This is a genomic window from Arthrobacter sp. FX8 (assembly GCF_026723805.1).
Taxonomy (GTDB): domain Bacteria; phylum Actinomycetota; class Actinomycetes; order Actinomycetales; family Micrococcaceae; genus Arthrobacter.
Genome location: NZ_CP113505.1, coordinates 4462112 through 4486966, shown reverse-complemented (window position 1 = coordinate 4486966; position 24855 = coordinate 4462112). Strand labels below are relative to the sequence as shown.

Here is a 24855-nt window from a genome sequence, read left to right as displayed (position 1 = left end):
TCTTTAGGCGCGGGTGGTCCTGTCAGGCGCAGCCCTCCGGAGCCATAGCGGTCCGTGCCTTGCCGTCGGTCTTCGGAACGGCGGCAGGAACCATGAAGCGCGGCAGCAGCACGTGGACCAGCGGACCAATGGCCAGGGCGTAGACCACCGTGCCCACGCCCACCGAGCCTCCCAGCAGCCAGCCGATGGCCAGCACGGACACCTCAATCAGCGTGCGCGACAGCCGGACTGACCACCCGGTCCGGCGCGCCAGTCCCGTCATCAGCCCGTCGCGGGCACCCGGCCCGAACCCGGCCCCGATGTAGCAGGCTGAGGCGACGCCGTTCACCAGGACAGCCCCTGCAAGAAGCCCGGCCTGGCCGGCCACGTGGGGTACGGCAGGAATCAGGGCCAGGCCGACGTCCGCAAATACGCCCACCAGGACCGCATTGCAGAGAGTGCCGAAGCCGGGCATTTGCCGGAGCGGTATCCAGAGCAGCAGCACCAGGAAACTCACAGCGATGACCACCACACCGATGCTCAGACCCGTCCGGTTCGCCAGCCCCTGGTGGAACACGTCCCAGGGGTCCAGCCCCAGCCCGGCGCGGATGAACATGGCCAGGGAGATGCCGTACATGGCGAGGCCGGTGAAGAGCTGGAGGAGTCTGCGGGTCATCATGCAAACAACCATTCCATGCAACTGGCATTGGAATACATAGCCAGTTTGAGATACTGGCTACATGTCCACCACCTTGAGCGCCACCGCCCTGTCCCGCCTGCTTGGCACCTGGAACAACGGCACCGGCCCGGCCTACCGGGAACTGGCCGATGTGGTTCGGCTCCTGATCCTGGATGGCCGTGTGGCCCTGGACAGCGCGCTGCCCAGCGAACGGTCCCTTTCGGCAGCCCTCGGCATCAGCCGGACAACCGTTACCGCCGCCTACTCCAGCCTCCGGGAACAGGGCTTCCTCAGCAGCGGCCAGGGCAGCCGCGGCAAGACGCGCATCCCCGAACTCACGCCGTTCGGCCGGGCGCTTTACGGTCCGCAGCCGCGGCCGGCCGAACCGTTTACCGCACCTGGCCTCACCGCACCGGAAGGGTTGATCGACCTTGCCTATTCGGCCTTGCCTGCAAGCGGCGAGGTGGTGCACCGGGCCTTCGCCGCGGCATTGACGGAGCTTCCCGCCCTGCTGCCGGGATTCGGCTACGACGCCCTGGGATTAATGCCCCTGCGCCAGGCGATTGCGGACAGGTATTCGGCAGCCGGGGCGCCCACCCAGGCAGGCCAGATCATGGTGACGTCCGGCGCGCAGCATGCCCTGACCATCATCATCCGCACGTTGGCAGGCCGGCAGGACCGGGTCATGGTGGAACACCCCAGCTACCCGCACGCGCTGGATGCCATCCGGGCGGCCGGCTGCCGTGCCGTCCCGGCGGCTTTCACGAAGTCCGGTTGGGACCTGCCCGCCATGGAGTCGGCCATGGCCCAGCAAAAGCCAAAGCTCGCCTACCTTGTCCCCGACTTCCACAACCCCACGGGCATGATCATGCCGGACGCCCAGCGCCGGCGGCTGGTCCGCGCCGCCGCCGCTGCCGGAACCGTGCTGGTAGCGGACGAGACACTCCGTGAACTGAACCTGGACGGCGTCGCCACCACTCCACTGGCCGCCTTCGGCAGCACGGTGGTGTCCATCGGATCCCTCAGCAAGTCGCATTGGGGCGGCCTGCGCACCGGCTGGATCCGGGCCTCGGAAACGATGATCCAGCGGTTTGCCGCGGCACGCACCACCCTGGATCTGGGCGGACCCGTCATGGAACAGCTCGCCGCCGCCCACCTGGTGCGGGCCCTGGACGAACCGCTGCCCGCGCTGCTGGAGACCCTCCGCGGCAACCGGGCAGCACTTCTCGGCCTCCTGGCCGAACATCTGCCCACCTGGCGCACCACGCGTGCAGCCGGCGGCCTGTCCATCTGGTGCCGGCTTCCCACGCCCATCAGCACGGCATTGACAGTGCTCGCGCCGGACTTCGGGGTCAGGCTGGCGGCGGGACCCCGGTTCGGCATCGGCGGCGCGTTCGAACGCAACCTGCGGGTGCCGTTCGCCCTTCCACCGGACAAGCTCGAAACGGCGGTGCTGGCGCTGCGCGCCGCCCAGGACAAGCTGGACTCCGCTCCCCAGCTGCGGCGCTCGCTCACCCATGCCCCCGCCGTCGCCATCGCCTGACCCGGGCCCGGACTGACCGCCGTCGGAATCGCCGGAACGGTGCCAAATCGCCGGACCGGTGCCAAATCGCCGGAGAGGTACGGCGATCCCGCACCGTTCCGGCGATTTGGAGCGCCACACAGAACGTTAGGGGCAGTTACGCGTACACGCGCTCCAGGAAACCGCCCCAGGCCTTGGCCGTGGTCGCGGAATCGGCGGTGCCGCTGAAGTCGTGCACGGTCATGCCAACGGGGGCACCGAAAGCGTTGCGGCCGAAGAACCGGTAGAGGGCGTCCGGGGTGCGCACGCCCAGGAAGTGCTCATTGGAGAAGTCCACCTCGCCTGTCAGCCAGCCCACGCCGTCGAGCTCCACATCCACCGCAGCGCCCTGCCCGGCCGCGCCGGCACGCAGCGCTTCGCGAAGCCGGATGAAACCATCGGGGGCCTGGGATGCCGCCGGTGCCTGGACGTCCGTAAACACCACAGGCCTGCCGTCGAAGTACTGCAGATACTGGCCCAGCGTGTGCAGGTAGAACTCGGTGTGGCGGCTGGCGCCGTCGTACTGCTGGTCCCAGTTGTCCGCGAAGATGCCGCTGTGGACGTAGTGGAGCCGGGCCCGGCCGCCGTCCAGCGGTTCCAGCACATGTTCCAGCTGGTTGAACCAGCCGTCGGGCCCGTCCATCCGGGAGACCAGGTGGTGGGGGTACTCCTCCACCACCCTGACGTCCGGCCACTGGTCCGTGGGGAACATCCATGCGGGCGTTCCATTGGTCACCGCTTCCCACACCCGCTCGGGCGTGCCGGGGAGCTCCGTGTCGTGGACGATTTCGAAGTTGCGGTTGTCGGTCATTTGTCCTGCTCCTTGCCTGGATGGGATTCGTTGGTTGCCGTGGGGGCACCGGTTTCTTTAAGTGCCGGGTGCAGCGCCACGACGAGCCGGTGCCGCCGCCCCCGTGGTGACTGGGCGTCGTCGTGATACTTGTCCACCAGCCGGGTGACCTCGGTGCCGAGCTCCTCGGCGAAGGCTGCACGGTCCGCCGCGGTGCGGAACGTGATCTCGCCATCAATGGCGAACGTAGCCAGCTTTTGCCGGGCAACGGCGGCGCCGGCAATCAGCTTCCCCACCTCCTGGACCATCCGGCCCGCGAGCGCCAGCAGCCAAAAGGCGGAGAAGCGGTCTGCAAACCGTCGCGGGTCCGGGGACACTTCGTTCAGCGCCATGGGTGAGATGAGGTAGGACGCCGCCGTGGCCTGCAGGACCCGCTCGGTCACATTGCCCTTGCGGCGTTCCTCCACCAGTTCCACCAGCCCGTGCCGCTCCAGCGCCTTGAGGTGGTAGTTCACCTTCTGCCGGGGCAGGCCGACACGGACGGCCAGCTGCGTGGCGGAAGCCGGCTGGACCAGCTCGCGCAGGATCCGGGTGCGGATGGGGTCCAGGGATACCTCGGCCGTGGCCGGGTCCTCGATGACTGCGATGTCCTGCATGCCTAAACTATTGCAACCGACAACTTTTATTGTCAATAACTTTTATATCGTCGGTGGCGGCTGGACCCGGCCCCGGAGGGCCACGGCCGCCCCGGTAGAATGGGCAGGTGATGCAATCCCCCTTCCCGTGCGCGACGGCGTTAACGCCACCCGCCTGCGCCTTCCGGAAGAGGGTCCGTGGCACACCGCAATGGACTACATGATGCACCGCTGGGGACATATCGATCCGCAGGGCATCGAGGAGAGGTTCGACGCCGGCGAGATCGTTGGCGAGGGCGGCGTCCCCCTGGACCGCGCCACTCCGCTGCAGGACCATACCTTCATCTGGTACTACCGCACGCTGCCGCCGGAGACGCGGCTGCCCGTGGAAATCAGCATCCTCCACCAGGACAACCACCTACTGGTGGTGGACAAACCGCACTTCCTGCCCACCACCCCGGGCGGCACGTACATCCAGGAGTCGGCCCTGGTGCGCCTGCGCAACCAGTTGGACCTGCCGGACCTGATCCCCATGCACCGGCTGGACCGGATGACCGCCGGCGTCCTGCTCTTCTCCACCAACCCGCAGACCCGCGGCAGGTACCAGGTGCTTTTTGAGAAGCGGCAGGTGCAGAAGGAATACGAGTGCGTCTCGGCCGCTGAGCCCGCGCCGGGACATCCCGCCGTCGACTTCCCCGTGGTGGTCCGCAACCGGATGACCAAGTCGCGCAGCTACCTGCTGGCGGAGGTCATCGACGGCGAGCCGAACGCGGAAACCAGGATTGAGCGGCTGGAAACGTTCGACGGCGGCCCGGCGGCGGTTGCCGCGGGCACCGGTGCCGGCGGCAGGCCGCGCCTGGCCAGGTACCGGCTGGAACCGCACACCGGAAAGACCCACCAGCTGCGGGTGCACATGGCCTCACTGGGGCTGGGGATCGTGAACGACGCCTTCTACCCGGACCTGCTGGACAAAGCCCCGGACGACTACGCCAGACCGCTGCAGCTGCTGGCACGCGGCATACGGTTCGTGGATCCGATCTCCGGCCGGCCGGTGGAGTACCGCAGCAGCCTGGAACTCAGCGAAGCGGCCCCAACACGTCCCTGAACACCGCCTCCACGTCCGCGGTGTGCAGCACGAACTCCACCAGTTCCAGGCCGCTTGCCGGATGCGAGGCCCGGAAACCATCAACGGCCTCCAGCGCCGCCTGCGCCACCGCCGCAGCCGGCCACCCATAGGCTCCGGCCCCCACGGCCGGGAAGGCAAGCTCCCCGGCTTCCAACCTGTCGGCCAGCCGCAGGCTTTCGCTGAAGCAGGACACCAGGAGCGCACGGTTGGTCTGTCCGGCGCGGCGGTTGGGTCCCACCGTATGGATCACCCAGCGGGCCGGCAGCCGGAACGCCGGCGTGGCCACGGCGGCCCCGGTCTGCAGGCCGTGCGGCAGCGCCGTGACACGCAGCTCCCGGCACGATGCCAGCAATTCCGGCCCGGCGGCCCGGTGCAGCGCACCGTCCACTCCCCCGCCGCCCAGCAGCGAAGGGTCGGCGGCGTTCACCACCACGTCCACCCGCCGCTGCGTAATGTCGCCCTGCAGAACCGAGATCCGCATGCCGCCAGTTTCCCAAGTGCGGTACCTTGTGGCAATGGACTTCGGCGGCATTGACAGCTGGGGGGCGGCCCTTTATTTCTGGGTCATCCCGGTGGTGATCGGCGACGCCATTTTTCCGCCCATCCCGTCGGAGATGGTGGTGATTACCGGAGGCGCGCTGTCCGCCGACGGCCGGGCCAACGTGTTCCTGGTGCTTGTCCTGGCCGCCCTGGCCTCCTGGATGGGAGACATGGTGGTGTTCCAGCTCTTCCGGCGGCGGCTGAGCCATGTGCTGGACCGCTGGAAATGGGGCCGCCGCGTCCACGCCGGCATCCATGCCGGACTGGCCAAGGCGGGCCGTTCATCCACCTACGGCACCATCATCGGGGCCCGGTTCATCCCCGGCGGCAGGCTGGCCACATCGGCCGCCTCCGGGATCGCGAACGTCTCCGTGCGGGGCTTCAGCCTCTGCGCCGGGCTGGGGGCGGTCCTGTGGGCATGCTGGCTGGTGGGGCTGGGCTACTTCACCGGTTCGGCCACCAAGCTGCCGTTCTGGGCCAGCTCACTCATCGGCGTGGCCGTTGGCCTGGTGATCGGCGCCGTCGTGGGGATCATCGTCACCCGGCGGCGCGGTGACCGGTCGCCGGTGGAGGACGAGCCAATCCCCGACGCAGGCTAGACGGGCAGCCACTTGCCGCGGCTGCGCCGCAGCACGCTGAGCGAGCCTGTCAGCGCAACGCGTTCGACGGCGTCGCGCATCATGGCTGCCGACTCCACCGCCTGCCGGTTCTCGCCGCTGTACTCGCTGGCTTCGACGAGGAAGCGCAGGTTCAGCTGCGGCACGCCGCCGGCGAGCTGGAGCTGGTGCGCCTCCACGTGGTGGCGGGTGCCCAGCGCCTCCACGGCCGCGTCCATGACAGCCTCCGGCGGATTGCCCGGCCGCAGCCCGGTGATCTTGAGGCGGGTCTGGAAGGAAGGCATGCCTCCAACCCTATCCAAACCCCCGCTCACATCCTGCTCCTGGACCCGAAACGCCCGCCCACCTTCCGGGCGGGAGGTGGGCGGGCGTTCCATGGAAAGCCGCCAAACGTGAGCGGGCGTGTGCCTAGCCGGTGTTGCGGAGGCCCGCCGCCACGCCGTTGACGGTGATCAGCATGGCCCGCTGGAGGCGTTCGTCGATTTCCGCTCCGCTGATCCCGGCGTCGGTACGGATGCGGCGCAGGAGTTCCACCTGCAGGTAGCTGATGGGGTCCAGGTACTGGTCGCGGATTTCCAGCGAGCGCTTCAGCGTGGGCTGCGCGTCCAGGAGCAGGTTCTCGCCGGTCAGCTTCCGGACCTCGGCAACGGTGAGCTCATACTCGTCCCGGATGCTCCGGAACAGGTGGTGCAGCTCCTCCGGGACCAGGGTGGCCACGTAGTAGCCGGCGATGTCCATGTCCGTTTTGGCGAGCGTCATTTCCACGTTGGACAGCACCGAGCGGAAGAAGTGCCAGTGGTCCATCATCTCCACCAGCTGGGCGGAATGTCCGGCCTCGCGGGCGGCCTTGAGCCCGGAACCGACGCCGAACCAGCCGGGCACGATCTGGCGCGACTGGGTCCAGCCGAACACCCAGGGGATGGCGCGCAGGCCGCCCAGCCCGGCGCCGGAGTCAGGGCGCTTGGAGGGGCGGGAGCCGATGTTGAGGGAGCCCAGCTGTTCCACCGGAGTGGAGGCCATGAAGTAGGCGGGCAGGTCCGGGTGGTCGATCAGCTTGCGGTAGCGGTCGAAGGCGGCGTCGGAAATAGTCTCCATGACGTGCCCGTAACGCTCCCGCTGATCCGCCGAGGTCCGCGGATCGCGGTGCAGGGCCGAACCCTGCAGCACCGCGGCCAGGGACAGCTCCAGGTTTTCCCGGGCGAGTTCCGGCAGGGAGTACTTGTCGGAGATGACTTCGCCCTGTTCGGTGAACTTGATCTCACCTTCCAGGACGCCGTTCGGCTGGGCAAGGATGGCGTCGTAGGTGGGCCCGCCGCCGCGGCCCACGGAGCCGCCGCGGCCGTGGAACAGGCGGACGCGCACCCCGTGCTTGGCGGCCACGTCGCGCAGCTTGCGCTGGGTCTTGTGGATCTCCCACTGACTGGTCATCACGCCGGATTCCTTGTTGGAGTCCGAGTAGCCCAGCATCACTTCCTGGATGTCCCCGCGCAGCCGCACCAGTTCGCGGTAGGAGGGGTCGGACAGCAGCTGGTCCACGATCTCGGCCGAGGCGCGCAGCTCCTCGACGGTCTCCAGCAGCGGCGCGAAGCCGAGCTTGGCGTAGGGCTTGTCGCCAAAAGGTTCACCAGGCCGGCTTCGCGGGCCAGCACGGCGGCGGCCAGGACGTCGTCGGCGCCGCGGGTCATGGAGATGATGTAGGTCTCGATGACGTCCGGGCCGTACATGCGCAGGGCCCGGCGGATCTCGCGGAAGACGTCATAGGTTCCGTCCGCGGCGCCGTCGAGCTTGATCGGGTGGCCGGACAGCGGGCGGCGGGAGGCCAGCTCGGAGCCCAGCACCTCGAAGCGTTCCTCGCGGCTAAGTTCGGCGTAGCGGAGCCCCGGGCCGCCGATCCGGTCCATCAGCTGCCCCACGGCGTCGTGGTGGTGGTCTGCGTGTTCGCGGATGTCCAGGGTTGCCAGGTGCAGGCCGAAGGAGGCGATGGCCCGGCGGACGCGGGCCAGGGACCCGTCCGCGGCCAGGGCGGCGGAATGGTTGCGCAGCGACAGTTCCAGCAGCTGCAGGTCTGCCATGAGTTCATCGGTTGCGTTGTAGTCGCGGCCGTGCTCGTGGTTGGAGTTTGCGGCCACCCGCTTGCCGGTGTTGATGAGCTTGGCCTTGATGCAGGTGAGCTTCAGCCGGTACGGCTCCTGGGCGTTCAGCTCCAGGACCCGCTTGTCCAGGCCGGGCAGCCTCTTCAGGTCCTCATCGATGGACTTCAGCAATACCTCGTCCGCGCCTGCCAGTGCCGTGGAGTTGGACAGGATGGAAATCAGCTCATCGATCATGCCGATGCTGATCCGGATGGCGCTCTGGTTCTGGATCTGCAGGATTTCGCGGGTCACGGCGGCGGTGACATTCGGGTTGCCGTCGCGGTCGCCGCCGATCCAGGAGCCGAACCGGATGGGGGCGTCCTTGGACGCCAGGGTGACGCCGTGTTCGCCCAGGAGCTCGGAGAGCTCGGACAGCATCTCCGGCATGGCATCGGTGAGGATGCCGCCCAGGTAGTAGATGGCGTTCCGGGCCTCATCCACAGGGGTGGGCCGAACCTGGCGCAGCTCGTCGGTCTGCCACATCTGGTCAATGATCTCGGCCAGCTTCCGGTCCTGCCGGCGGCGTGCGGTGGACCCTTCGGCGGTGGGCTGGGCCAGGACGTCGGAGAGCTTGCGGATCTTGTCCAGGACGGAGCGGCGGGAGGCCTCGGTGGGGTGCGCCGTGAAAATGGGGCGCACGTCCAGCCCGTTGACCACTTCCTGCAGCACCCCGGGGCCGGCCTGGGTGGCGATCTCCGCCACGGTCTTGGCCAGCCAGCCGTCCTTCTCGGCCCGGGTCCGCAGGCCGCGAACGCGGTGGACCTGCTCGGCGGCGTTGGCCAGGTGGAAGTAGAACGCGAAGGCGCGCACCAGGTCGGTTGCCTGCTCGATGGGCAGGGAACCGAGCAGTTCACGGACCTGGGCAACGACGTCGTGCGCGCTCCAGGGGCCGGTGGCATGTGCACCGCCGCGGGCTGCTTCCTTGGATTCCTTGGTCAGGAGCCGGACCTGCTCCACCAGGTCCAGGAGTTCGGGTCCGTGCTGGCGGACCAGCGATTCCCCCAGAAGGGTGGAAACGCGGCGGACGTCCGCGCGCAGTTCGGAGGCGAGATCTGTTTCGGGCGCTGTTGCAGTGTGTGCCATTGAAGCAATCTTTCGAGGGTTATGGACTTGGCTCGTACACTGCGCTGGATACTGTGAGCCACGTTACTAGCTAAAGATGCTACCCCCGGTGCGGTGCAGCAGTGGAATCCGTCTCAAAAGATGTCGCGGTACCCCACATGGCGCTTCACGGCGTCCAGTTCCACGCGGAGCTGCTCCACCTCGCTGCGCCAGGCGGCATCGTCAGCCTTACGACGGCGGGCCCTCCCCGCCTGAACGGCGGCGGCCGCCAGCCCCACCGGCACCGAAACGGCCAGGGCCCAGCCGGCGGCTGCGAAGAAGTCCAGGGCCACAGGCAGCGCAGCGCGGAAGTCGATGAAGTCGTTGACCCCGCCGGCCATGCCCGCCAGGGCCCCGTCAAGCGGCTCCAGGAACCGGCCCACCACCGGGGTCCCGGAAAGCGGCGGCGGAACGAGCTTGGCTTGCGCGTCCCCGCCCCAGCGCCCGTCCGCCAGGTGGTTCAGGACGTAGATGCCGGCGCCAACATTGGCTGCCATGAAGACGACGACGGCGGCGAGCGCGGCGAGGTCGGCCCGCCTGCGTCGCCATGCCAGCACCATGGCGCCGGCAACCAGCGCCGCCAGCCACGTAAGCGCCGCCAGCCACTCCCGATTCACTCCGGCAAGGATGTCCACCCCTCCATTCAACCCCGGCGGACCACCGTGCAGCTGGAATCCGGGATGCCCAGCGGGTTGCCGGCGTCCGTCCGGCGGAATGAACCGTCCATGCCTGCGGTTGTAGCGCGGGCAACGCAACCGGAAGGAACCATGGCCACCACCCCCGCTAACGCCCCCGCCGCCATTCCCGCCGCCAAGGTCGAGCGCTGGCAGCGCTTCCGCACCAACCGGGACAAAGCCCTGGCAGCGCCGCACGGCTGGCTCACCCTCACCTCGTTCCAGTGGCTCGAAGACGCCCCCGCCGCCGTCGACCTGGCCCCGGGCCTGTGGTCCACGGACCCCGGAGGCACCGCGGCGTTCCTCACCGCTGCTCCGCCGGACGGGCTCACGCTGGTGGAGACGGGGGAAAAGGTGGACGGCACGGTGTCCGCCGTCCTGGCGGACGAGGAGTCGCTGATGTGGGTGCAGTTCGGCGGCCCCAATGGGGACCAGGTGGTGGTGGAACTGGCCATGCGCGGCGGGCGGTACGCCATCCGCACCCGGGACTCTGCATCTCCGGCCTTCACCGGGTTTGACGGCGTCCCCACCTACCCGTACAACCCGGACTGGGAGGTGGCGGGCCGGTTTGAGCCCTACCCGGCCCCGGTGGACGTGCCGATCAGCACCGCGAACCCCCTGGTGGACGGCGTGCACCGCAGCGTGGGGGAAGTGGTGTTCAAGCTGCCCGGCAGCAACCATGAGTTCCGGCTCCAGGCGGAGGAAGAGAAGCTCGGCGCCCTGACCGTCACGTTCCATGACGAGACCAACGGCGAAACCACCGACGAATGGCGGAAACTCTCCATGCCCAGGCCCCGGCACGATGCCTCGGGCAGGGCGACCGTGGTGCTGGACTTCAACCGGGCCATCAACTACCCCAGCGCCTTCACGCCCTACGGCACCTGCCCCATGCCGGTGAGGAACAACAGCCTGGACATCCGGGTGGAGGCAGGCGAGAAGCAGCCGTACCCTGCCTAGGAGATGGCGGAGATCCCGGTGATGGCCCGGCCCACGATCAGGGTGTTCACCTCGAACGATCCCTCGTAGGTGTAGATGGCCTCGGCGTCGGCGAAGATCTTGGCCATCCGGTAATCGGTGACGATGCCGTTTCCGCCCAGGATGGAACGGCCCAGCGCCACGGTTTCCCGCATCCTGGCACTCAGGTAGGACTTGGCCAGCGCCACCTGCGGCATGTCTGCAGCACCCTGGTCCTGCAGCCTGGCGATCCCGGCCATCATGGCCATGCTGGCCACGGCGTTGCCCAGCATGGTCACCAGCTGCTGCTGGATCAGCTGGAAGTGTGCCAGCGGGCGGCCGAACTGCTCGCGTTCCACGGCGTACTGCCGGGCGACGTCGAACGCCGCCAGCTGCTGGCCCACCGTCTGCCAGGCCACCATGATCCGCGAGCTGCGCAGCAGTTCCTTGGTGTCCTCGAAGCTGTTGATCCCGCTGAAGCGGTCCGCCTCCGGTACCCGGACGTCCCGGAACACGATGTCCGCATTCTGGACAGTGCGCAGCGCGATCTTGTTCTCGATCCTGCTCCGGCTTACCCCCGGCAGGGTGGCGTCCACGACGAAGCCCCGCACGGAACCGTCCCCCTCGTCCCGTGCCCACACCAGCATGTAGTCGCAGAATGTCCCGTTGCCGATCCACCGCTTGGCGCCGTTGAGCACCCAGGTGTCGCCGCCGTCGTCCGGCTCCCCGGTGCTGGACGATATCCGCCGTGCCCGCGTCTCCATGCCGCCCGCCACGTCGGACCCGTGCAGGGGTTCGGTGAGGGCGAAGGCGCCCGTGGTGCGCAGCTCCGAGGCGTCAGCCAGCAGCCGCTGCTTCTGGTCCTCGCTGCCGAAGGTGTGCAGGGACTCAACGAAGAGATCGTGGTGGACCAGGAAGAAGGTGGCGATGGAGGTGTCCACCCGGGTCATCTCCGCAATGACCAGCCCGGCGAACAGGTGGCTGTAGCCGCGGTGGGCGGGCGTGCTCAGTTCCAGCGCAGCCAGCTTGGGCAAAATGTGGGCGGGGAACTCGGCCTTGTTCCACCAGTCCCCGGCGTACGGCGCCACTTCGGCGGCCAAAAAGTCCCGCAGCTCGGCCAGCTTGTTCCTCTCGGCCTGGCCCAGCAGGGATTCGACGGCGAAGAAGTCCGCCGCGGGCAGCTGTGACACGTCAGGCGCGCTCATTTCGGCCCCATCCGGATGGCACCGTCAAGGCGGATGGTTTCGCCGTTCAGCATGGCGTTGTCCACGATGTGCGCCACCAGGCTGGCGTACTCCGCCGGCTTGCCCAGCCGGGACGGGTGCGGAACCTGGGCGCCCAGCGAGTCCTGGGCCTCCCGGGGCAGGCCGGCCATCATGGGGGTCTCGAAGATTCCCGGCGCAATGGTGACCACGCGGACCAGCGAGCGCGCCAGCTCCCGCGCGATGGGCAGCGTCATGGCGGCCACCGCCCCCTTGGACGCGGAATATGCAGGCTGGCCGATCTGCCCTTCAAAGGCCGCCACGGAGGCGGTGTTGATGATGACGCCGCGCTCCGGGCCGCCCAGCGCGGTGACGGCGGGCTCGGTGGCCACCATCGCCTCGGCCGCCAGCCGCAGGACGTTGAAGGTGCCGATCAGGTTCACCTGGATGACACGGCTGAACGTTTCCAGCGGCAGCACGCCGTCGCGTCCCAGGACCTTGCCGGGGGTGGCGATCCCGGCGCAGTTCACCACGATCCGGAGCGGGCCCATCCCTGCGGCGGTCCCGACGGCGGCCCGCACGTCCGCCTCGCTGGTCACGTCAGCGGGGGCGAAGACGGCGGACTGGCCGGCTTCGGCCCGGCCGTTGAGTTCGTCCGCGGCTGCCTGCCCGTTGGAGGACGGGAGGTCAACGAGCACTACGGAGGCCCCGCCGTCGAACAACCTCCGCGCCGTGGCAGCTCCCAGCCCGGAGGCACCGCCTGTCACCAGTGCGACGCAGCCCTTGATGTCCATACATCCTCCTTGATGCGTGTCCCCATGCCGCGGCGCGGCCTCGAGCAACAGTTAATGAATGTTAACTGAAATGCGCCACCGCCGCACGCGCCCGGGCTGCGTGTGCCCCGTTAGGGTGGACGGCATGACCTCCAGCAGCACCTCCTTGACCGCCTGGCAGGACAGGGCGAACCACGCGGCCCGGTCGGTGACCGCGCTGTTCGGCCGGAAACTGCTGTTGCTGCCCGGAACCCACCTGGGCGCCGTGCTGTGGCAGGGCAAGCACCCGGCGGGGCAGGACCAGCCTGCGGCGGAGCAGGGACAGGAGCCCGGCGTCCGGCGGCTGGGACGGTGGCTCGCGGCGCTCCGGCGCGTCCGGCCGGCCGCGGGCCTGGTCCTCCCGTGGCACTACTGGTGGCAGGCCCATTACGTGGACTGCCTGGTGGATACCGGCCGGCGGGAGCTGGGCGGCGGAGCCACCCCCGCGGCCCGGTTCAACGGCCCGGACCGGCCCAGCGCCGGACGCCTGGCCTCGCGCCTGGTCACCGGCATCAGGCTGCGCAACGCCCTGACCTTCGTGAACAGCTACTACGACGACATGGCGTGGCTGGCGCTGGCAACGCTGAGGCTGGACGGGCTGGCTGAGGAGACACGGCGTCCCGGCCGCCGCCGCAACGCCACGGTCCGCGCATCGCTGACGCTGCAGTTCGACGCCGCATGCACCGATGACCTGGGCGGCGGCACGTTCTGGAGCAAGAAGCGGGACTTCAAGAACACCCCTGCCACGGCCCCCGTGGCGTTGTTCTACGCCCGCACCGGGCAGCGCGGCAAGGCGCAGTCGCTGCTGGACTGGCTGGACGCCACCCTCTTCGACCTGGACCAGGGCCTGTACCTGGACGGTGTGCGCCCGGACCCCGCCGGCGGCGTGGTGGTGGAACGCGCCGTGTACACCTACAACCAGGGTCCCGTGCTGGGGGCCCTCCTGGAACTGGGCGGCGACGCCAACCTCGCCCGGGCGGCAGCCCTGGTGGACGCGGTAAACATGAAGCTCACGGCCGTGGACAGCCCAGTGCTCCGGTGCGAAGGAATGGGCGACGGCGGCCTCTTCACCGGGATCCTCTGCCGCTACCTGGCGCTCGCGGCAGGCGACACCCGGCTGCCCGCAGCCACCCGTGCCACGGCTGCCCGGCTGGTGACGGACACCGCGGAGGCGTTCTGGTCCGGCCGGCGCTCCGTCGGCGCCGGGGAGGCCAGGGCACGGCTTGAAGGCACCAGCATCTTCTCCATCCATGCCGCCCACCCGGCCGCTGAGGCGTATCCCCCGGGCGCCGCCGTCGAGCTTTCCACGCAGCTGCAGGCGTGGATGACGCTGGAGGCTGCCGCGGCAGTCACCGCGGCAAGTCCCGACGGCAGCGCGCCAACCGCTGGCTAACGGATGCCGGCCAGGGGCGTGACGGTGCCGGCCCCAAGCAGCACCCCGCCGTCGGCCGCCAGGCGGGCCTCCCTGGGGCCCGCGGGCGGAAACACCAGGGAGGTCAGGGACTGCCCGCCGACGAAGACCTCGATCGATGAGCGGTCCACGTATGCCGTGAGGTACACCGTGTCCCCCGTGGGCCGGACCTGGACGGAACGCGGCTGCCGGTACTCGGTGTCGGCTGCCGGGTCGGCGGCCTTCCGCTGGCCGCCTGCCACCGTGTCACCGTCGCGGGCCACATAGGCCCGCCCGGCAGTGAAGTCGTAGCCAATGGTGGCGTAGGTGCTCCCGCCGCTTTGCAGGAGCAGCCGGGCTTCACCGGTCCCGTTCCCGGGTTTCTCCAGTTCGACGTCGACCTTGAAGGCGCCGCCCTCGGGAACCGGCAGCGGCTGCCCGTCCCCGATGCTGCCGGCCTGCAGGTGCGCCGGGTCCCCCTCCAGCGACCGGAGCCCGGCGGTGGGCGATGACGCCAGCACCGGGCGGCCGCCCTCGGAGGTGAGGCTGATGTCCCGCACCACCGAGGCGGCCCCCTGCCAGTCCTTTGTGGGCAGCTGCCGGGCGTAGGCCCAGTTGTTCATCCAGCCGATGGCGTGCCGGGAGGCCTTCCGCCGGCCGTCGTCCAGGCGCGGATCCTCCCAGGTGACGGCCGCGTAGAAGTCCGGGCCGCCGTCGAGCCACTGATGGCTGCCCTCGGGGGTGAAGGCCTTGCCGTCAAAGCCGCCGGTCCAGTAGGCCAGCCCCGTGCTGCGGCCCTCGGCGGAGCCGTTGGCGCTCGCCGCCAGGACCCAGGTGCGCTTGGCGGGGTCGCCGTCGACATCCATCTGGAAGAAGTCCGGGCACTCCAGGATGCCCAGCCCGTCCTTCTGGAAACCCGACACATAGGTCCATTGCAACAGGTCCTTCGAGGTGTAAAAGCCGATCTTGGAACCCTCGGCAAGCAGCATCAGCCACTGGTTGTTGGCGTCGTCCCGGACGATGCGCGGATCCCGCCAGTGCTCGGCGCCGGGGTTCTCCATCACGGGGTTTTGCCCGTAGCTTTGAAAGCTGTAGCCCTTGTCCGTGGAGTAGAACAGGGACTGGCGCTGGACGCCGTCGTGCTGCTGGGTGAGGACGGCGACCACCGCCCCCTTGCCGAACCCGGCCGTCCCCTCGGTGTCCACCACCGCGGATCCGGTCTCGATGTCGCCCAGGCCATTGCGGAACTTCTGGATGGCCACGCCCTCGTTCTTCCAGTGCACCAAGTCCGTGCTGGTGGCGTGGAACCACTCGGTGCCGTTTCCGTCCGGGTAGTCAGCGTTGTAGAGGTAGTAATAGTGCCAGACGCCGTCCAGCAGGAAGGGCCGCTGGGGATCGTTCATCCAGCGCTGGTCCGGGCTGAGGTGGTAGGCGGGGCGGTAGCCGGGATCCTGAGCCGGAGAAGATTCCGTGGGTGCGGCCGTGGGCTGCCCGGCCGGCCGGCCGTCGTCACGCTGGGCATTTCCCACGAGTACCAGCGAACCGGCCAGGGCCAGGGCTGCAACCGCGGCCACCACGGACCACAGGAGAGGCCGCCGCCGAAGGGCTGCAAACGCGGTTCTGAAAAAGGTGGATGGCATGTTGTGTCGATCCGTCGCTGAACGCACAAGTGCCGTCCCCCGGGTTCGGGGAACGGCACCAGCGCAAGTGAACCGTCAATTTTACCGGCCCGGCGCCCGGGAACCGAATCCCGGAGCGTCATGAACTATTGCCGGTCCTGGCCGGCAGGGCGCTTCTTCTGCGGAAACGGGGTTTCGCCCCGGGCCAGCATCTCCACGAACCCCGCGATCCGGCGTTCCCGGGTGGCTGCCTGCTTGGCCGAATTGGTCCGGTACACCAGGGCGAACAGGTTGGTTTTAGTGAGGACGTCGAACATCGCCTGGGCCTCGGGGTTCGCGGCAATCGCGGCAGCCAGGTCTGCCGGAACCTTCACGTCGGCCTGCCCGCCGTACGCTGCGTCCCAGCGGCCGTCCGCCTTGGCCGCCTCCACCGCCGCCCTGCCGGCGTCGGTCATTTTCCCCTCCTCTTCCAGGCGCGCAACGTGCCCCACGTTCCGGGCGGACCAGACGCTCCGCGGACGCCGCGGCGTCATCCGCTGGAAGGAGCTTTCATCATCCCGGCGCCGCAGCTGCCCGTCGATCCAGCCAAAGCAGAGTGCCTCGTCCAGCGCCGCCGGGTAGTCCAGGCCGGTTACCGTGCCGCCCTTCTTGTGCAGGACCAGCCACACTCCCGGGCTGGTCCTGTGGTTTTCTTCCAGCCATGCACGCCAGGCGGCAGCGTCAGGTACCAGCAGTTCCTCGAGGTCATCGGCCATGGCCCCATTCTGCCCGGAGAATCCCAGGCCACAAGCCCTGTGTGCGCCGGCGCTTCCGGTGGCATCATGGCCATACCGCAGCCGTCACCCACGGCCGCCCGTCAACCAGCATCAAGGACAATGCCATGCTCCGAGTCCGTCCCGTCCACTTCACGTCCCGCATCGAGCCCTGGAAGCAGCTCCTCACCGCCCTGGGAATGGTCCAGACAGAGGACGACGGCGGGTGGCAGGTCTTCGACTCCGCGTCAGGCCGCCTGGCTTTGCACGGCGCCGAGGCAGGGTCCGGCCAGGACGGCCGCACCGTGTTTGGGGTGGAAGTGGGCGACGTGGCGGAGTTCGCCCGCCGCACCAACCTGTCCGCCCAGGAGGGCGGACCGCAGGCGGACGGAACGCAAGAGGAACCAACGCAGCCGGCCGAACTCGTCGCAACGGACCACGGTGAGGCCTGCCGGGTCACCGCGCCGGACGGATTCAGCTTCCTGGCAGACAAGGCCGTCCACGGCGCCCAGTGCGCCGATGCCGATCCCGCACTGGCCGTCGCCGGCGTCTGGTACACCCCGGACCCGGAGGCAGCCATCCGCACCCTGCTGCACGCCGGCGCGCGTCCCCGGCCGGTGCCGGACAACGACGAAACCGCCGATTTCACGGCCAAGAACGGCGGCGTCCTCCTGGTGCGCCCGGCGTCGGGGCCCCCGCGCTCAGGCCTGGGCTTCGAATACGACGGCGGGCTGGAACCATTGCGGGAGCGCCTCGCCGGTGCCGGTTTCTCGGCCAGCCTGACCGAGGAAGCCTTTGGGAGCACTCTCCACGTGGCCAATCCGGACGTGGGCAGCCCCAACGCGCCCGCCACGCTCTGGATCTCCCAGCACCGCCCCATGGGGTAGAACTTAACCATGAACGTGCGCACACCTGACCCGAATCCCGGCTGGCTCTCTGAAGAAGACCTCTTTGAGGCCCGCGGGCGGCTGCCCATGGTGTACGTGGAGGCCGTGCCGGTCAGGCTGGATCCGCTGGGGTACGTCAACGAGGTGGGCACGCTGCTGCAGGCCGATGCCGACGGGACAATGGTGCGGTCCCTGGTCTCCGGCCGGGTCATCTACCGCGAAACCATCCGCGCCGCCCTGCTGCGGCACATGGAGAAGGACCTGGGCCCCCTGGCGTTTCCGCAGCTGCCGCTCAGCCCCGTGCCGTTCACGGTGGCCGAATACTTCCCGGCACCGTCCCAGACGGGGTTCACCGACGAGCGGCAACACGCCGTGTCCCTGGCCTACATCATCCCGGTCACGGGCGAGTGCGAACCCCGCCAGGACGCCCTGGAACTGACATGGATGACCCCCGAGGAAGTCCTCAGCCCGGGCGTCCAGATGGAGTTCGCAGGAGGCCGCGGCGGCCTCATCCGGCAGGCCCTGGCGTTCGCAGGTGTGGGCTTCTGACATCCGCGCCGGGACCTGGGGGTCCCCGGTTTTAGGCGCCCGCCTTTGTAGACTGTAGGGCGGACCGCAAGAGAACTTAAGGACTCCCATGACCGAATCACCAGCCGCCAGGCACCACCGTGAACAGCAGGCTGGATCTCTGACCACCGGCACCCACATCCTCCTTCCGGACGGCCACCGCACCGCCGAAATCGACCAGGTGGAGCTTGAGCGGGACGATTTCGGCTCCCCGGCACTGGTGCTGGCAAGCCTCTCCGGCGGCGGGACGCTGCGGGTCGCCATAGGTGCCACCGTCACCGTTGTGGACGGAACGCACGACGACGTCACCCAGCTGCCGCTGCCGGCTGACCTCCCGGAAGCCACACCGCCGGTGGAAACCGCCGGGACCGGGCCCATCACCGTGGCGCCCGCCGTCGTCGTACCTCCCCTGCCGCCGGTACCGCCCGCGGCAACCGGACCCAGCGAGGAGGAACTCGCGCTCATCCCGGCGCCGGCCGGCACCCCTGAGTCCGTGGTGGAAGCCGCCGCCGAGGCCCACCCGGATGCCGAGGGCGTCCTGCTCCTGGCCGACCGGCTCTCCAAGGGCGTCAACTTCAAGTCCGGAAGCTGCCTGAAGGACCTTACCGACCTGGCGCACGAATTGTTCATCACGCTCAAGGATGCCGACGGGGCTCTGGCCGTGGCTGACCTCCTCACCGTGCTGCCCTACGACGGGAACCCCGGCCGGTGGACCTCGGTGGAGGCCTCCCTCGCCCTGGCCAGCTACATCTGCCGGCAGGACGGCCAGGACGAACGCGCCGAGGTCTACGAGAAGCTGATCCGCACCCCGGAAAACCAGGAAACGGATGCGTTCAAGGCACGCATGGCCGCCAAGGTGCGGCAGCGCTCACTCAACGAACCCAACCTGTACGACAAGGAAATCTTCCGCTCCATCGACAACTCCAACCACGATGCCGAGCGTGAATGGCGGTTGCTGCGGCTGGAAAGCCTGCTGTTCCTGCGGGCCCACGGCGGCTCGGAAACCATCGGGATGCCCGAGCTGGAACGCCGGATCAGCAATGAGCTGGAGGCTGTCCGGTCCTGACCGCAGGACCGGCTTCGGGGCGGGGGAAATTACCCCTACCCGGGGCGTAGCCGGAGTTGTACATTCGGGGCTATGACCAACAATCTCAGCGTAGTGATCAACGCCGACGCGCCGCAGGTCTGGACCATGCTGCGTGAACCGTCCAAGGTAGCCCAGTGGCACGGCTGGCAGGCCGAGGACCTGGAGTCCGAGATCAAGGAGATCTACTTTTCCAGCGACGTGGAGGAATCCGCGGACCATACCAGCCTCACCGTCCACGGCGGGGACACGTTCGAGCTTCACCCGGTGGCCGGCGGAACCCGGGTCAGCGTCACCCGCGGGGCCATGGATCACGACTCCGAGTGGGCTGCCTGGGACGAGGACATCACCCAGGGCTGGCTGACCTTCCTGCAGCAGCTCCGCTTTGCCCTGGAACGCCACCCGCACGGCAAGCGGCACACCCTGTTCCTGCACCTGACAGAGGGGAAGGGCTCCGCGATCGAGAAACTGGGGCTGGCCGACCTCCCTGCCCCGGGCGAGCCGTACCAAATCACCTTGGATACCGGAGAGAAAATCAGCGGCAAGGTCTGGTACCGGACCAGCCACCAGGTGGGACTCACCGTGCACGGCTACGCAGAGCATGGCGAGGGGCTGCTGGTGGTGGCCGACCATCCCGCCATCAAGGACGTCCGGGCAGAGGGTGAAGGGTCGCTGGTCATCGCCTCCACCTACGACCTGGGCGCCGGCAAGGTTGACGCCATCCGGTCCGCCTGGGATACGTGGCGCTCCAGGAACTACCCGGACTCGGAACCGGTCAGCTGACGGCGCCGGCTGGTTTATTGAGGCAGCGCCAATTGCTGGCACACTGGTACCGTGCCTGCCGATCCCGCCTTTGCCCTGCCTGATACCCGGTCACAGTTTTCCTTCACAGTGGGCACCCGCCTGGCGGAGACCTGTCCGCCCGCTGCCGCCCGGACGGCTGAAAACGGCGGGGAGTTCCTGGGCCGCACCGGCACCATCACCACGCCGCACGGTGAAATCCAGACGCCGGCGTTCATCGCCGTCGGGACCAAAGCTACGGTGAAGTCCGTACTGCCGGAATCCATGGCAGACCTGGGCGCCCAGGCACTGCTGGCCAACGCCTACCACCTGTACCTGCAGCCGGGGCCGGACATCCTGGACGAGGCCGGCGGCCTGGGTGCCTTCATGAACTGGCCGGGCCCCACCTTCACGGACTCCGGCGGATTCCAGGTGATGAGCCTGGGCTCCGGGTTCAAGAAGGTCATCGACATGAAGACTGTGGCCGCTGCGGGCGCGCCCGGACCGGACGATGCCGTGGCCCCCGGCAAGGAACGCCTGGCCCACATCGACGACGATGGCGTCTGGTTCAAGAGCCACCTCAACGGGGACCGCCACCGGTTCTCCCCCGAGATCTCCATGCAGGTCCAGCACCAGATCGGGGCGGACATCATGTTCGCGTTCGACGAGCTCACCACCCTGCAGAACTCACGCGGTTACCAGGAGGAGTCGCTGGAGCGCACGCGCCTGTGGGCGGAGCGGTGCCTCGAGGAGCACTTCCGCCTCACGGAGGCACGGGCCGGCAAGCCCTACCAGGCCCTGTTCGGCGTGATCCAGGGCGCCCAGTACGAGGACCTTCGCCGGAAGGCCTGCCGGGACCTGGGTGCCATGCCGTTCGACGGGTTCGGCATCGGCGGGGCGTTGGAGAAGGAGAACCTGGGCACCATCGTGCGGTGGTGCAACGAGGAACTGCCGGAGGACAAGCCACGCCACCTGCTGGGGATCTCCGAGCCGGATGACATTTTCACGGCCATCGAAAACGGTGCCGACACCTTCGACTGCGTCTCCCCCACCCGGGTGGCCCGGAATTCCGCGTTCTACACCCCGGACGGCCGGTTCAATCTCTCGGGCGCCAAGTACAAGCGCGATTTCGGGCCGCTGCAGGAAGGCTGCGACTGCTACGCCTGCGTCAACTACTCGCGGGCGTACATCCACCACCTGTTCAAGGCCAAGGAGATGCTGTCCGCCACCCTGATCTCCATCCACAACGAGCGGTTCGTGGTGAAGATGGTGGATGACGCCCGGCTGGCCATCGAGTCCGGCACCTTCTTCGATTTCAAGGCGGAAACCCTGGGCCGGTATTACTCCTAGGCACGTCCGCTAGGCTGGCCGGATGCTCATTCATATCCCTGCCGCGGAAGGTACTGCAGAGGCCTTGGTGGCCCGCCCGTCCACCGGAACCGGTCCTTTTCCCGGCGTCATCCTTTACATGGACGCCTTCGGCCTGCGCCCCCGCATCCAGGAGATGGCCCAGCGCATCGCCGACTGGGGCTATGTGGTGCTGGCCCCCAACGTTTTCTACCGGGACGGAACGGCCGCCGAACTCGCCCCCGCCACGGACATGACCACCCAGCAAGGCCGGGAAGCGGCGGGCAGGGCCGCCTTCCCGCGGATTGGCCGCCTGACTCCTGACAAGGCGCTGCCGGACATCGACGCGTGGATTTCGGCGCTGGCGGCACTGGACGGCGTCGCCCCCGGCCCCATCGGCACCGTGGGCTACTGCATGGGCGCCCGGCTGGCTGTGCGCACCGCCACCTCCCACCCTGAAGTGGTGGCTGCCTGCGGCGGCTTCCACGCCGGCGGACTGGCCACTGACGAGCCGGACAGCCCGCACCTTGGGCTCGGGAAGGCGCGGGCCCGGTTCGTGTTCGGCCACGCGGACCATGACCGGAGCATGGCTCCCGACGCCGTCGCCCGGCTGGGCAAGGCGCTCCAGACTGCGGGGCTCGAGGCGTCCAACGTCATCTATGAAGGGGCGCCCCACGGGTACACGATGGCGGACACGTCGGCCTTCCACCCTGATGCCACCGAACGCCATTTCCGTGAGCTGCGTGCCCTCCTGGACGGGACACTGAAGGGCTGACCCGGCCGGCCGCCGTCGAACTCGCCGGAAAGCTGCCGGATCGCCGGAACGTTGCGGCGAGCCGGACGGGTTCCGGCGATCCCGGGAGGCAGGACGGTCCCGGCAGGTTTTCCACATGACGACGGCGGCGCCTTCCTGAGCTGTCGCAGCGGCAGGATCCTGTCGGGATGACACCCCAGCCGCCAGTCCGCCTCCCCTCCCTTCCGAGCACCGGCAACCTGTGGCGGACGGGGCAGTTGCACGAGAGAGGCCTCAATTCCCGGGCCATCAAGGCATTGGTCCTCCACGGGAAGCTGGTACGTCTTCGCCACGGCTGCTACATCCGCGCTGAGCTGTGGGAGAAGCAGACAAGTCCCGTCCGCAGCAAGCAGTTGATTCGCGCCCACGCGCACGGGACGCTGACCAGGTCGGCGGGCGGCTATGTGTACAGCCATACCTCTGCCGCCCGGCTGCACGGTCTGCACTTGTGGGCAGTCGATGACACGATCCACCTTCTGCTGCCGGGGAACCCTTCCAGCGAGCGGCTCGGCAAGGATGTCCGGGGCCATACCCGGCCGTGGACAGCGTCGGAGGTGGTAACCCTCGGCGGCCTCAGGGCGACCTCGCTGGAGCGGACGGTAGTGGATTGCGCCATGATGCTGGGTTACCGGCAGGCCCTGGTGCTCACCGATCACGCCCTCCGGCTTGGGGCCGACAAAGCCCTCCTGGAAAGCATGGCCGAGGGCCTGGAGGGACGCCGCGGGGTCCGGACTCTCCGGCGCGCCCTTACCCACGCTGATCCACGTTCGGAGTCAGCTGGTGAAACACTAACCCGCGAACTCCTGACGCGGCTGAAACTTCCCCTGCCGGAGCCTCAAGTGTTGGTAGCAACACGTGCTGGCCGGTACCGGCTGGATTTCGCCTGGAAGGATAAGAAGGTGGCACTCGAATTCGACGGGAAAACGAAGTACTTCGACTACGGGCCAACGGCTGAGGTGCTGTTTCAGGAGCGGCAGCGCGAGAAGGCCCTCACCGAGAATGGCTGGACTTTCCTTCGCCTGACATGGGCCGACCTTTTCCGTGAACATGAGTTCAAAGCCCGTGTCCTTGCTGCGCTTGGGCGGTAGCCACGCCGCCGGCCGGAGCGCCAAATCGCCGGAACGGGACCAGGCCGCCGGTAATTTCCGGCGATCCGGCAGCTTTCCGGCGATCCCACGCGATCAGCAGTTGGAACGTACGACGCCGGGCGGCAGCTATGCGGCGTTTGTCACCGCTTCCGCGGCGTGGCCCGCGACGCCGTAACTGGGCTCGCGACGCTTGACCCAGTTGATGACCAGCGAGGTCACGGGGACGAAGAGGAACTCCACCACGGTCTTGTAGACGAAACCCACCAGCACGTAGTTCACGAAGCTGCCGGGGTCGGCGATGCCGATGACGGGTGCGGCGATGCTGCAGAAGATCAGCGTGTCCACAAACTCCCCGGCGCCCGAGGATCCCATGAGCCGCGCCCATAGGGACTTCTCCCCGGTGCGGGCCTTCATCCGGACCAGGATCCAGGAATTGATGGTCTGCCCCGCCAGGAATGCCAGCAGGGAGGCCAGGACGATTTGTGGCACGGGGCCAAGCGCCCCTTCCAGGGCGGACTGCTTGGCGGCACCGTACTCGTCGTCGAACCCGGGCAGCGCAATGACAACCCAGTAGCAGAGGGAAGCGAAGACGGACAGCGCAAATGTGGTGAAAATGGCTTTGCGGGCCACCTTGAAGCCGTAGACCTCACTGATCACGTCGCCGAGGATGTAAGCCAGCGGGAAGAGGAAGAAGCCGCCGTCGGTGACGATGGGGCCGAATGCCACCCCCTTGGACGCTCCGATGTTTGACAGGATCAGCACCACTGCCATGGCTGCCAGCATGATCCCGAAGTAGGGCGAACCAATGTCCGCGAATTTGGCGGCGGGACCTGCGGCAGTGGGTTGGACGGTTTGGGGCAGGGCACTGTGGCCGGGGGCGGAGGTCATCGAGGGATCCGTTCAGGAGTGGTTGGCCGGCCTGCCGTACTGGGCGGCCGGTTGTATTAGCACTCGTGCAATTCTCGCACCGGGCCGCGTGGCAAAGCTCCCCAAGGAGAAGGTTTGATTAGCACGGACAGTTTTTGAACCTGTTCAACTATTGTTGCACACTGCTTTTGAACATGTTCAAAGAATGGGGATGCCGATGGCAGCGAAGAGCGAACAGACCAGGCAGCGGGTGGCGGACACGGCGCTGCGCATGTTCCGAGATATCGGGTTCGAGAAGACCACCATGCGCGCCATCGCCGCCGGGGCAGGCGTCTCCGTCGGCAACGCCTATTACTACTTCGCGTCCAAGGATGACCTGGTCCACGAGCTGTACATCCAGGTGCAGGCAGAGCACGCGGCGCGGGCCTCGGAAGCGTTGGACGGGACCGCTTCCCTGACTGAGCGCCTGAAGGCCACGCTGCATGCCGGCCTTGACGTCATGGCCCCTTACCACCGGTTCGGTGCGGACTTCGTTGCCACCGCAATCCGGCCAACATCACCGGTGAACCCCTTCTCAGCACGGTCCACGCCTGCGCGCGAGGCCTCCCTGGACATCTTCAGGCGCACTGTGGATGGGGCCCGGCCCGGCGTACCGAAGAAACTGCGGACCGACCTGCCGGAGCTGCTGTGGCTCTGCTACATGGGCATCACCCTCTTCTGGGTCTATGACGCCTCGGAGAGCCAGAGGCGGACCAGGAGGCTGGTGGACGGCGCGGCCCCACTCATTGCCCGCGGTCTCGCTCTGGCCCGCATCCCGGGAGTCAGCAAGGTGTTGGACGACGTCCTGGACCTGGGCCGCAGCATCCGCGATTAGAGAAG

25 protein-coding genes and 1 pseudogene are annotated in these 24855 nt (G+C 68.3%); 13 read left to right on the top strand and 13 right to left on the bottom strand.

The window, feature by feature from the left end; translation table 11 throughout:
- Nucleotides 1-22 precede the first annotated feature (22 nt).
- Nucleotides 23-658, bottom strand: a complete 636-nt coding sequence (yczE, locus tag OUO20_RS21170) for a membrane protein YczE (RefSeq protein WP_018770845.1) — start codon at nt 656-658, stop codon at nt 23-25.
- A 61-nt stretch (nt 659-719) separates the two neighbouring features.
- Here yczE and yczR point away from each other — a divergent pair, with 61 nt between their 5' ends.
- Nucleotides 720-2201 (top strand): MocR-like transcription factor YczR, encoded by a 1482-nt coding sequence (gene yczR, locus OUO20_RS21165; protein WP_268002578.1) that lies wholly within the window; start codon nt 720-722, stop codon nt 2199-2201.
- Between the two features lie 136 nt (nt 2202-2337).
- Here the strand turns inward: yczR and OUO20_RS21160 are convergent, their stop codons facing one another.
- Together OUO20_RS21160 and OUO20_RS21155 are read right to left on the bottom strand one after the other, a co-directional pair.
- Entirely contained in the window at nt 2338-3030 is a 693-nt protein-coding gene (locus OUO20_RS21160) for an SRPBCC family protein (RefSeq protein WP_268002577.1), read from the bottom strand.
- Complete coding sequence (locus tag OUO20_RS21155) at nt 3027-3665, bottom strand: helix-turn-helix domain-containing protein (protein ID WP_268002576.1); 639 nt, start codon at nt 3663-3665, stop codon at nt 3027-3029. The genes OUO20_RS21160 and OUO20_RS21155 overlap by 4 nt, the downstream gene beginning before the upstream one ends.
- Nucleotides 3666-3792: 127 nt before the next feature.
- Between OUO20_RS21155 and OUO20_RS21150 the strand changes: the two genes are divergently transcribed.
- Nucleotides 3793-4749: an RluA family pseudouridine synthase gene (locus OUO20_RS21150; RefSeq protein WP_268002575.1), complete on the top strand. Its 957-nt coding sequence runs from the start codon at nt 3793-3795 to the stop codon at nt 4747-4749.
- On the opposite strand, the gene OUO20_RS21145 is transcribed toward OUO20_RS21150, so the two are convergent.
- Nucleotides 4721-5251 carry an O-acetyl-ADP-ribose deacetylase gene (locus OUO20_RS21145; protein WP_056392153.1) on the bottom strand — a complete coding sequence of 177 codons (531 nt, stop codon included), beginning with the start codon at nt 5249-5251 and terminating at the stop codon, nt 4721-4723. The genes OUO20_RS21150 and OUO20_RS21145 overlap by 29 nt on opposite strands.
- A 34-nt stretch (nt 5252-5285) precedes the next feature.
- On the opposite strand from OUO20_RS21145, the gene OUO20_RS21140 reads away from it, so the two are divergent.
- Complete coding sequence (locus tag OUO20_RS21140) at nt 5286-5909, top strand: DedA family protein (protein ID WP_043425249.1); 624 nt, start codon at nt 5286-5288, stop codon at nt 5907-5909.
- Here OUO20_RS21140 and OUO20_RS21135 read toward each other — a convergent pair.
- The 4 genes and pseudogenes from OUO20_RS21135 to OUO20_RS21120 form a co-directional block, all read right to left on the bottom strand.
- Nucleotides 5906-6211 carry a hypothetical protein gene (locus OUO20_RS21135; RefSeq protein WP_018770838.1) on the bottom strand — a complete coding sequence of 102 codons (306 nt, stop codon included), beginning with the start codon at nt 6209-6211 and terminating at the stop codon, nt 5906-5908. The two genes, OUO20_RS21140 and OUO20_RS21135, sit on opposite strands and share 4 nt — an antisense overlap.
- A gap of 124 nt (nt 6212-6335) precedes the next feature.
- Nucleotides 6336-9142: pseudogene (gene ppc / locus OUO20_RS21130) on the bottom strand (phosphoenolpyruvate carboxylase).
- A 113-nt stretch (nt 9143-9255) separates the two neighbouring features.
- Nucleotides 9256-9795, bottom strand: coding sequence for a hypothetical protein (locus OUO20_RS21125; RefSeq protein ID WP_018770836.1), 540 nt, complete (start codon nt 9793-9795; stop codon nt 9256-9258).
- An 8-nt stretch (nt 9796-9803) separates the two neighbouring features.
- Nucleotides 9804-9929, bottom strand: coding sequence for a hypothetical protein (locus tag OUO20_RS21120; RefSeq protein ID WP_268002574.1), 126 nt, complete (start codon nt 9927-9929; stop codon nt 9804-9806).
- Between OUO20_RS21120 and OUO20_RS21115 the strand changes: the two genes are divergently transcribed.
- Nucleotides 9928-10791 (top strand): DUF1684 domain-containing protein, encoded by an 864-nt coding sequence (locus OUO20_RS21115; RefSeq protein WP_268002573.1) that lies wholly within the window; start codon nt 9928-9930, stop codon nt 10789-10791. The two genes, OUO20_RS21120 and OUO20_RS21115, sit on opposite strands and share 2 nt — an antisense overlap.
- Here OUO20_RS21115 and OUO20_RS21110 read toward each other — a convergent pair.
- Both OUO20_RS21110 and OUO20_RS21105 read right to left on the bottom strand, forming a co-directional pair.
- Nucleotides 10788-11993, bottom strand: coding sequence for an acyl-CoA dehydrogenase family protein (locus OUO20_RS21110; RefSeq protein ID WP_056392159.1), 1206 nt, complete (start codon nt 11991-11993; stop codon nt 10788-10790). The genes OUO20_RS21115 and OUO20_RS21110 overlap by 4 nt on opposite strands.
- The gene (locus OUO20_RS21105) at nt 11990-12784 is read right to left on the bottom strand and encodes an SDR family NAD(P)-dependent oxidoreductase (RefSeq protein ID WP_056392160.1); all 795 of its coding nucleotides are present in this window, start codon (nt 12782-12784) and stop codon (nt 11990-11992) included. Before OUO20_RS21105 ends, OUO20_RS21110 begins: the two co-directional genes overlap by 4 nt.
- 124 nt (nt 12785-12908) lie before the next feature.
- Between OUO20_RS21105 and OUO20_RS21100 the strand changes: the two genes are divergently transcribed.
- Complete coding sequence (locus OUO20_RS21100) at nt 12909-14195, top strand: glycoside hydrolase family 76 protein (RefSeq protein WP_268002572.1); 1287 nt, start codon at nt 12909-12911, stop codon at nt 14193-14195.
- Here the strand turns inward: OUO20_RS21100 and OUO20_RS21095 are convergent.
- Both OUO20_RS21095 and OUO20_RS21090 read right to left on the bottom strand, forming a co-directional pair.
- Entirely contained in the window at nt 14192-15832 is a 1641-nt protein-coding gene (locus tag OUO20_RS21095; protein WP_268002571.1) for a glycoside hydrolase family 32 protein, read from the bottom strand. The two genes, OUO20_RS21100 and OUO20_RS21095, sit on opposite strands and share 4 nt — an antisense overlap.
- Before the next feature lie 125 nt (nt 15833-15957).
- On the bottom strand, nt 15958-16566 hold the full coding sequence (locus OUO20_RS21090; RefSeq protein ID WP_056392165.1) for a YdeI/OmpD-associated family protein: 609 nt from the start codon (nt 16564-16566) through the stop codon (nt 15958-15960).
- A 125-nt stretch (nt 16567-16691) separates the two neighbouring features.
- On the opposite strand from OUO20_RS21090, the gene OUO20_RS21085 reads away from it, so the two are divergent.
- The 7 genes from OUO20_RS21085 to OUO20_RS21055 all read left to right on the top strand — a co-directional run bounded on the left by OUO20_RS21085 (nt 16692) and on the right by OUO20_RS21055 (nt 23109).
- Nucleotides 16692-17450, top strand: a complete 759-nt coding sequence (locus OUO20_RS21085; protein ID WP_268002570.1) for a VOC family protein — start codon at nt 16692-16694, stop codon at nt 17448-17450.
- 9 nt (nt 17451-17459) lie between these two features.
- Complete coding sequence (locus OUO20_RS21080; protein ID WP_018770827.1) at nt 17460-17999, top strand: NUDIX hydrolase family protein; 540 nt, start codon at nt 17460-17462, stop codon at nt 17997-17999.
- 88 nt (nt 18000-18087) lie between these two features.
- Nucleotides 18088-19083 (top strand): DUF6707 family protein, encoded by a 996-nt coding sequence (locus OUO20_RS21075; RefSeq protein WP_018770826.1) that lies wholly within the window; start codon nt 18088-18090, stop codon nt 19081-19083.
- A gap of 72 nt (nt 19084-19155) precedes the next feature.
- Nucleotides 19156-19884, top strand: coding sequence for an SRPBCC family protein (locus tag OUO20_RS21070; RefSeq protein WP_268002569.1), 729 nt, complete (start codon nt 19156-19158; stop codon nt 19882-19884).
- 51 nt (nt 19885-19935) lie between these two features.
- The gene (gene tgt, locus OUO20_RS21065; RefSeq protein ID WP_268002568.1) at nt 19936-21231 is read left to right on the top strand and encodes a tRNA guanosine(34) transglycosylase Tgt; all 1296 of its coding nucleotides are present in this window, start codon (nt 19936-19938) and stop codon (nt 21229-21231) included.
- Between the two features lie 22 nt (nt 21232-21253).
- The gene (locus tag OUO20_RS21060) at nt 21254-22003 is read left to right on the top strand and encodes a dienelactone hydrolase family protein (protein WP_268002567.1); all 750 of its coding nucleotides are present in this window, start codon (nt 21254-21256) and stop codon (nt 22001-22003) included.
- A gap of 167 nt (nt 22004-22170) precedes the next feature.
- On the top strand, nt 22171-23109 hold the full coding sequence (locus OUO20_RS21055; protein ID WP_268002566.1) for a type IV toxin-antitoxin system AbiEi family antitoxin domain-containing protein: 939 nt from the start codon (nt 22171-22173) through the stop codon (nt 23107-23109).
- 126 nt (nt 23110-23235) lie between these two features.
- On the opposite strand, the gene OUO20_RS21050 is transcribed toward OUO20_RS21055, so the two are convergent.
- Nucleotides 23236-23997, bottom strand: coding sequence for a queuosine precursor transporter (locus OUO20_RS21050; RefSeq protein ID WP_268002564.1), 762 nt, complete (start codon nt 23995-23997; stop codon nt 23236-23238).
- Between the two features lie 196 nt (nt 23998-24193).
- Between OUO20_RS21050 and OUO20_RS21045 the strand changes: the two genes are divergently transcribed.
- Nucleotides 24194-24850 carry a TetR/AcrR family transcriptional regulator gene (locus OUO20_RS21045; protein WP_268003483.1) on the top strand — a complete coding sequence of 219 codons (657 nt, stop codon included), beginning with the start codon at nt 24194-24196 and terminating at the stop codon, nt 24848-24850.
- Nucleotides 24851-24855 lie beyond the last annotated feature (5 nt).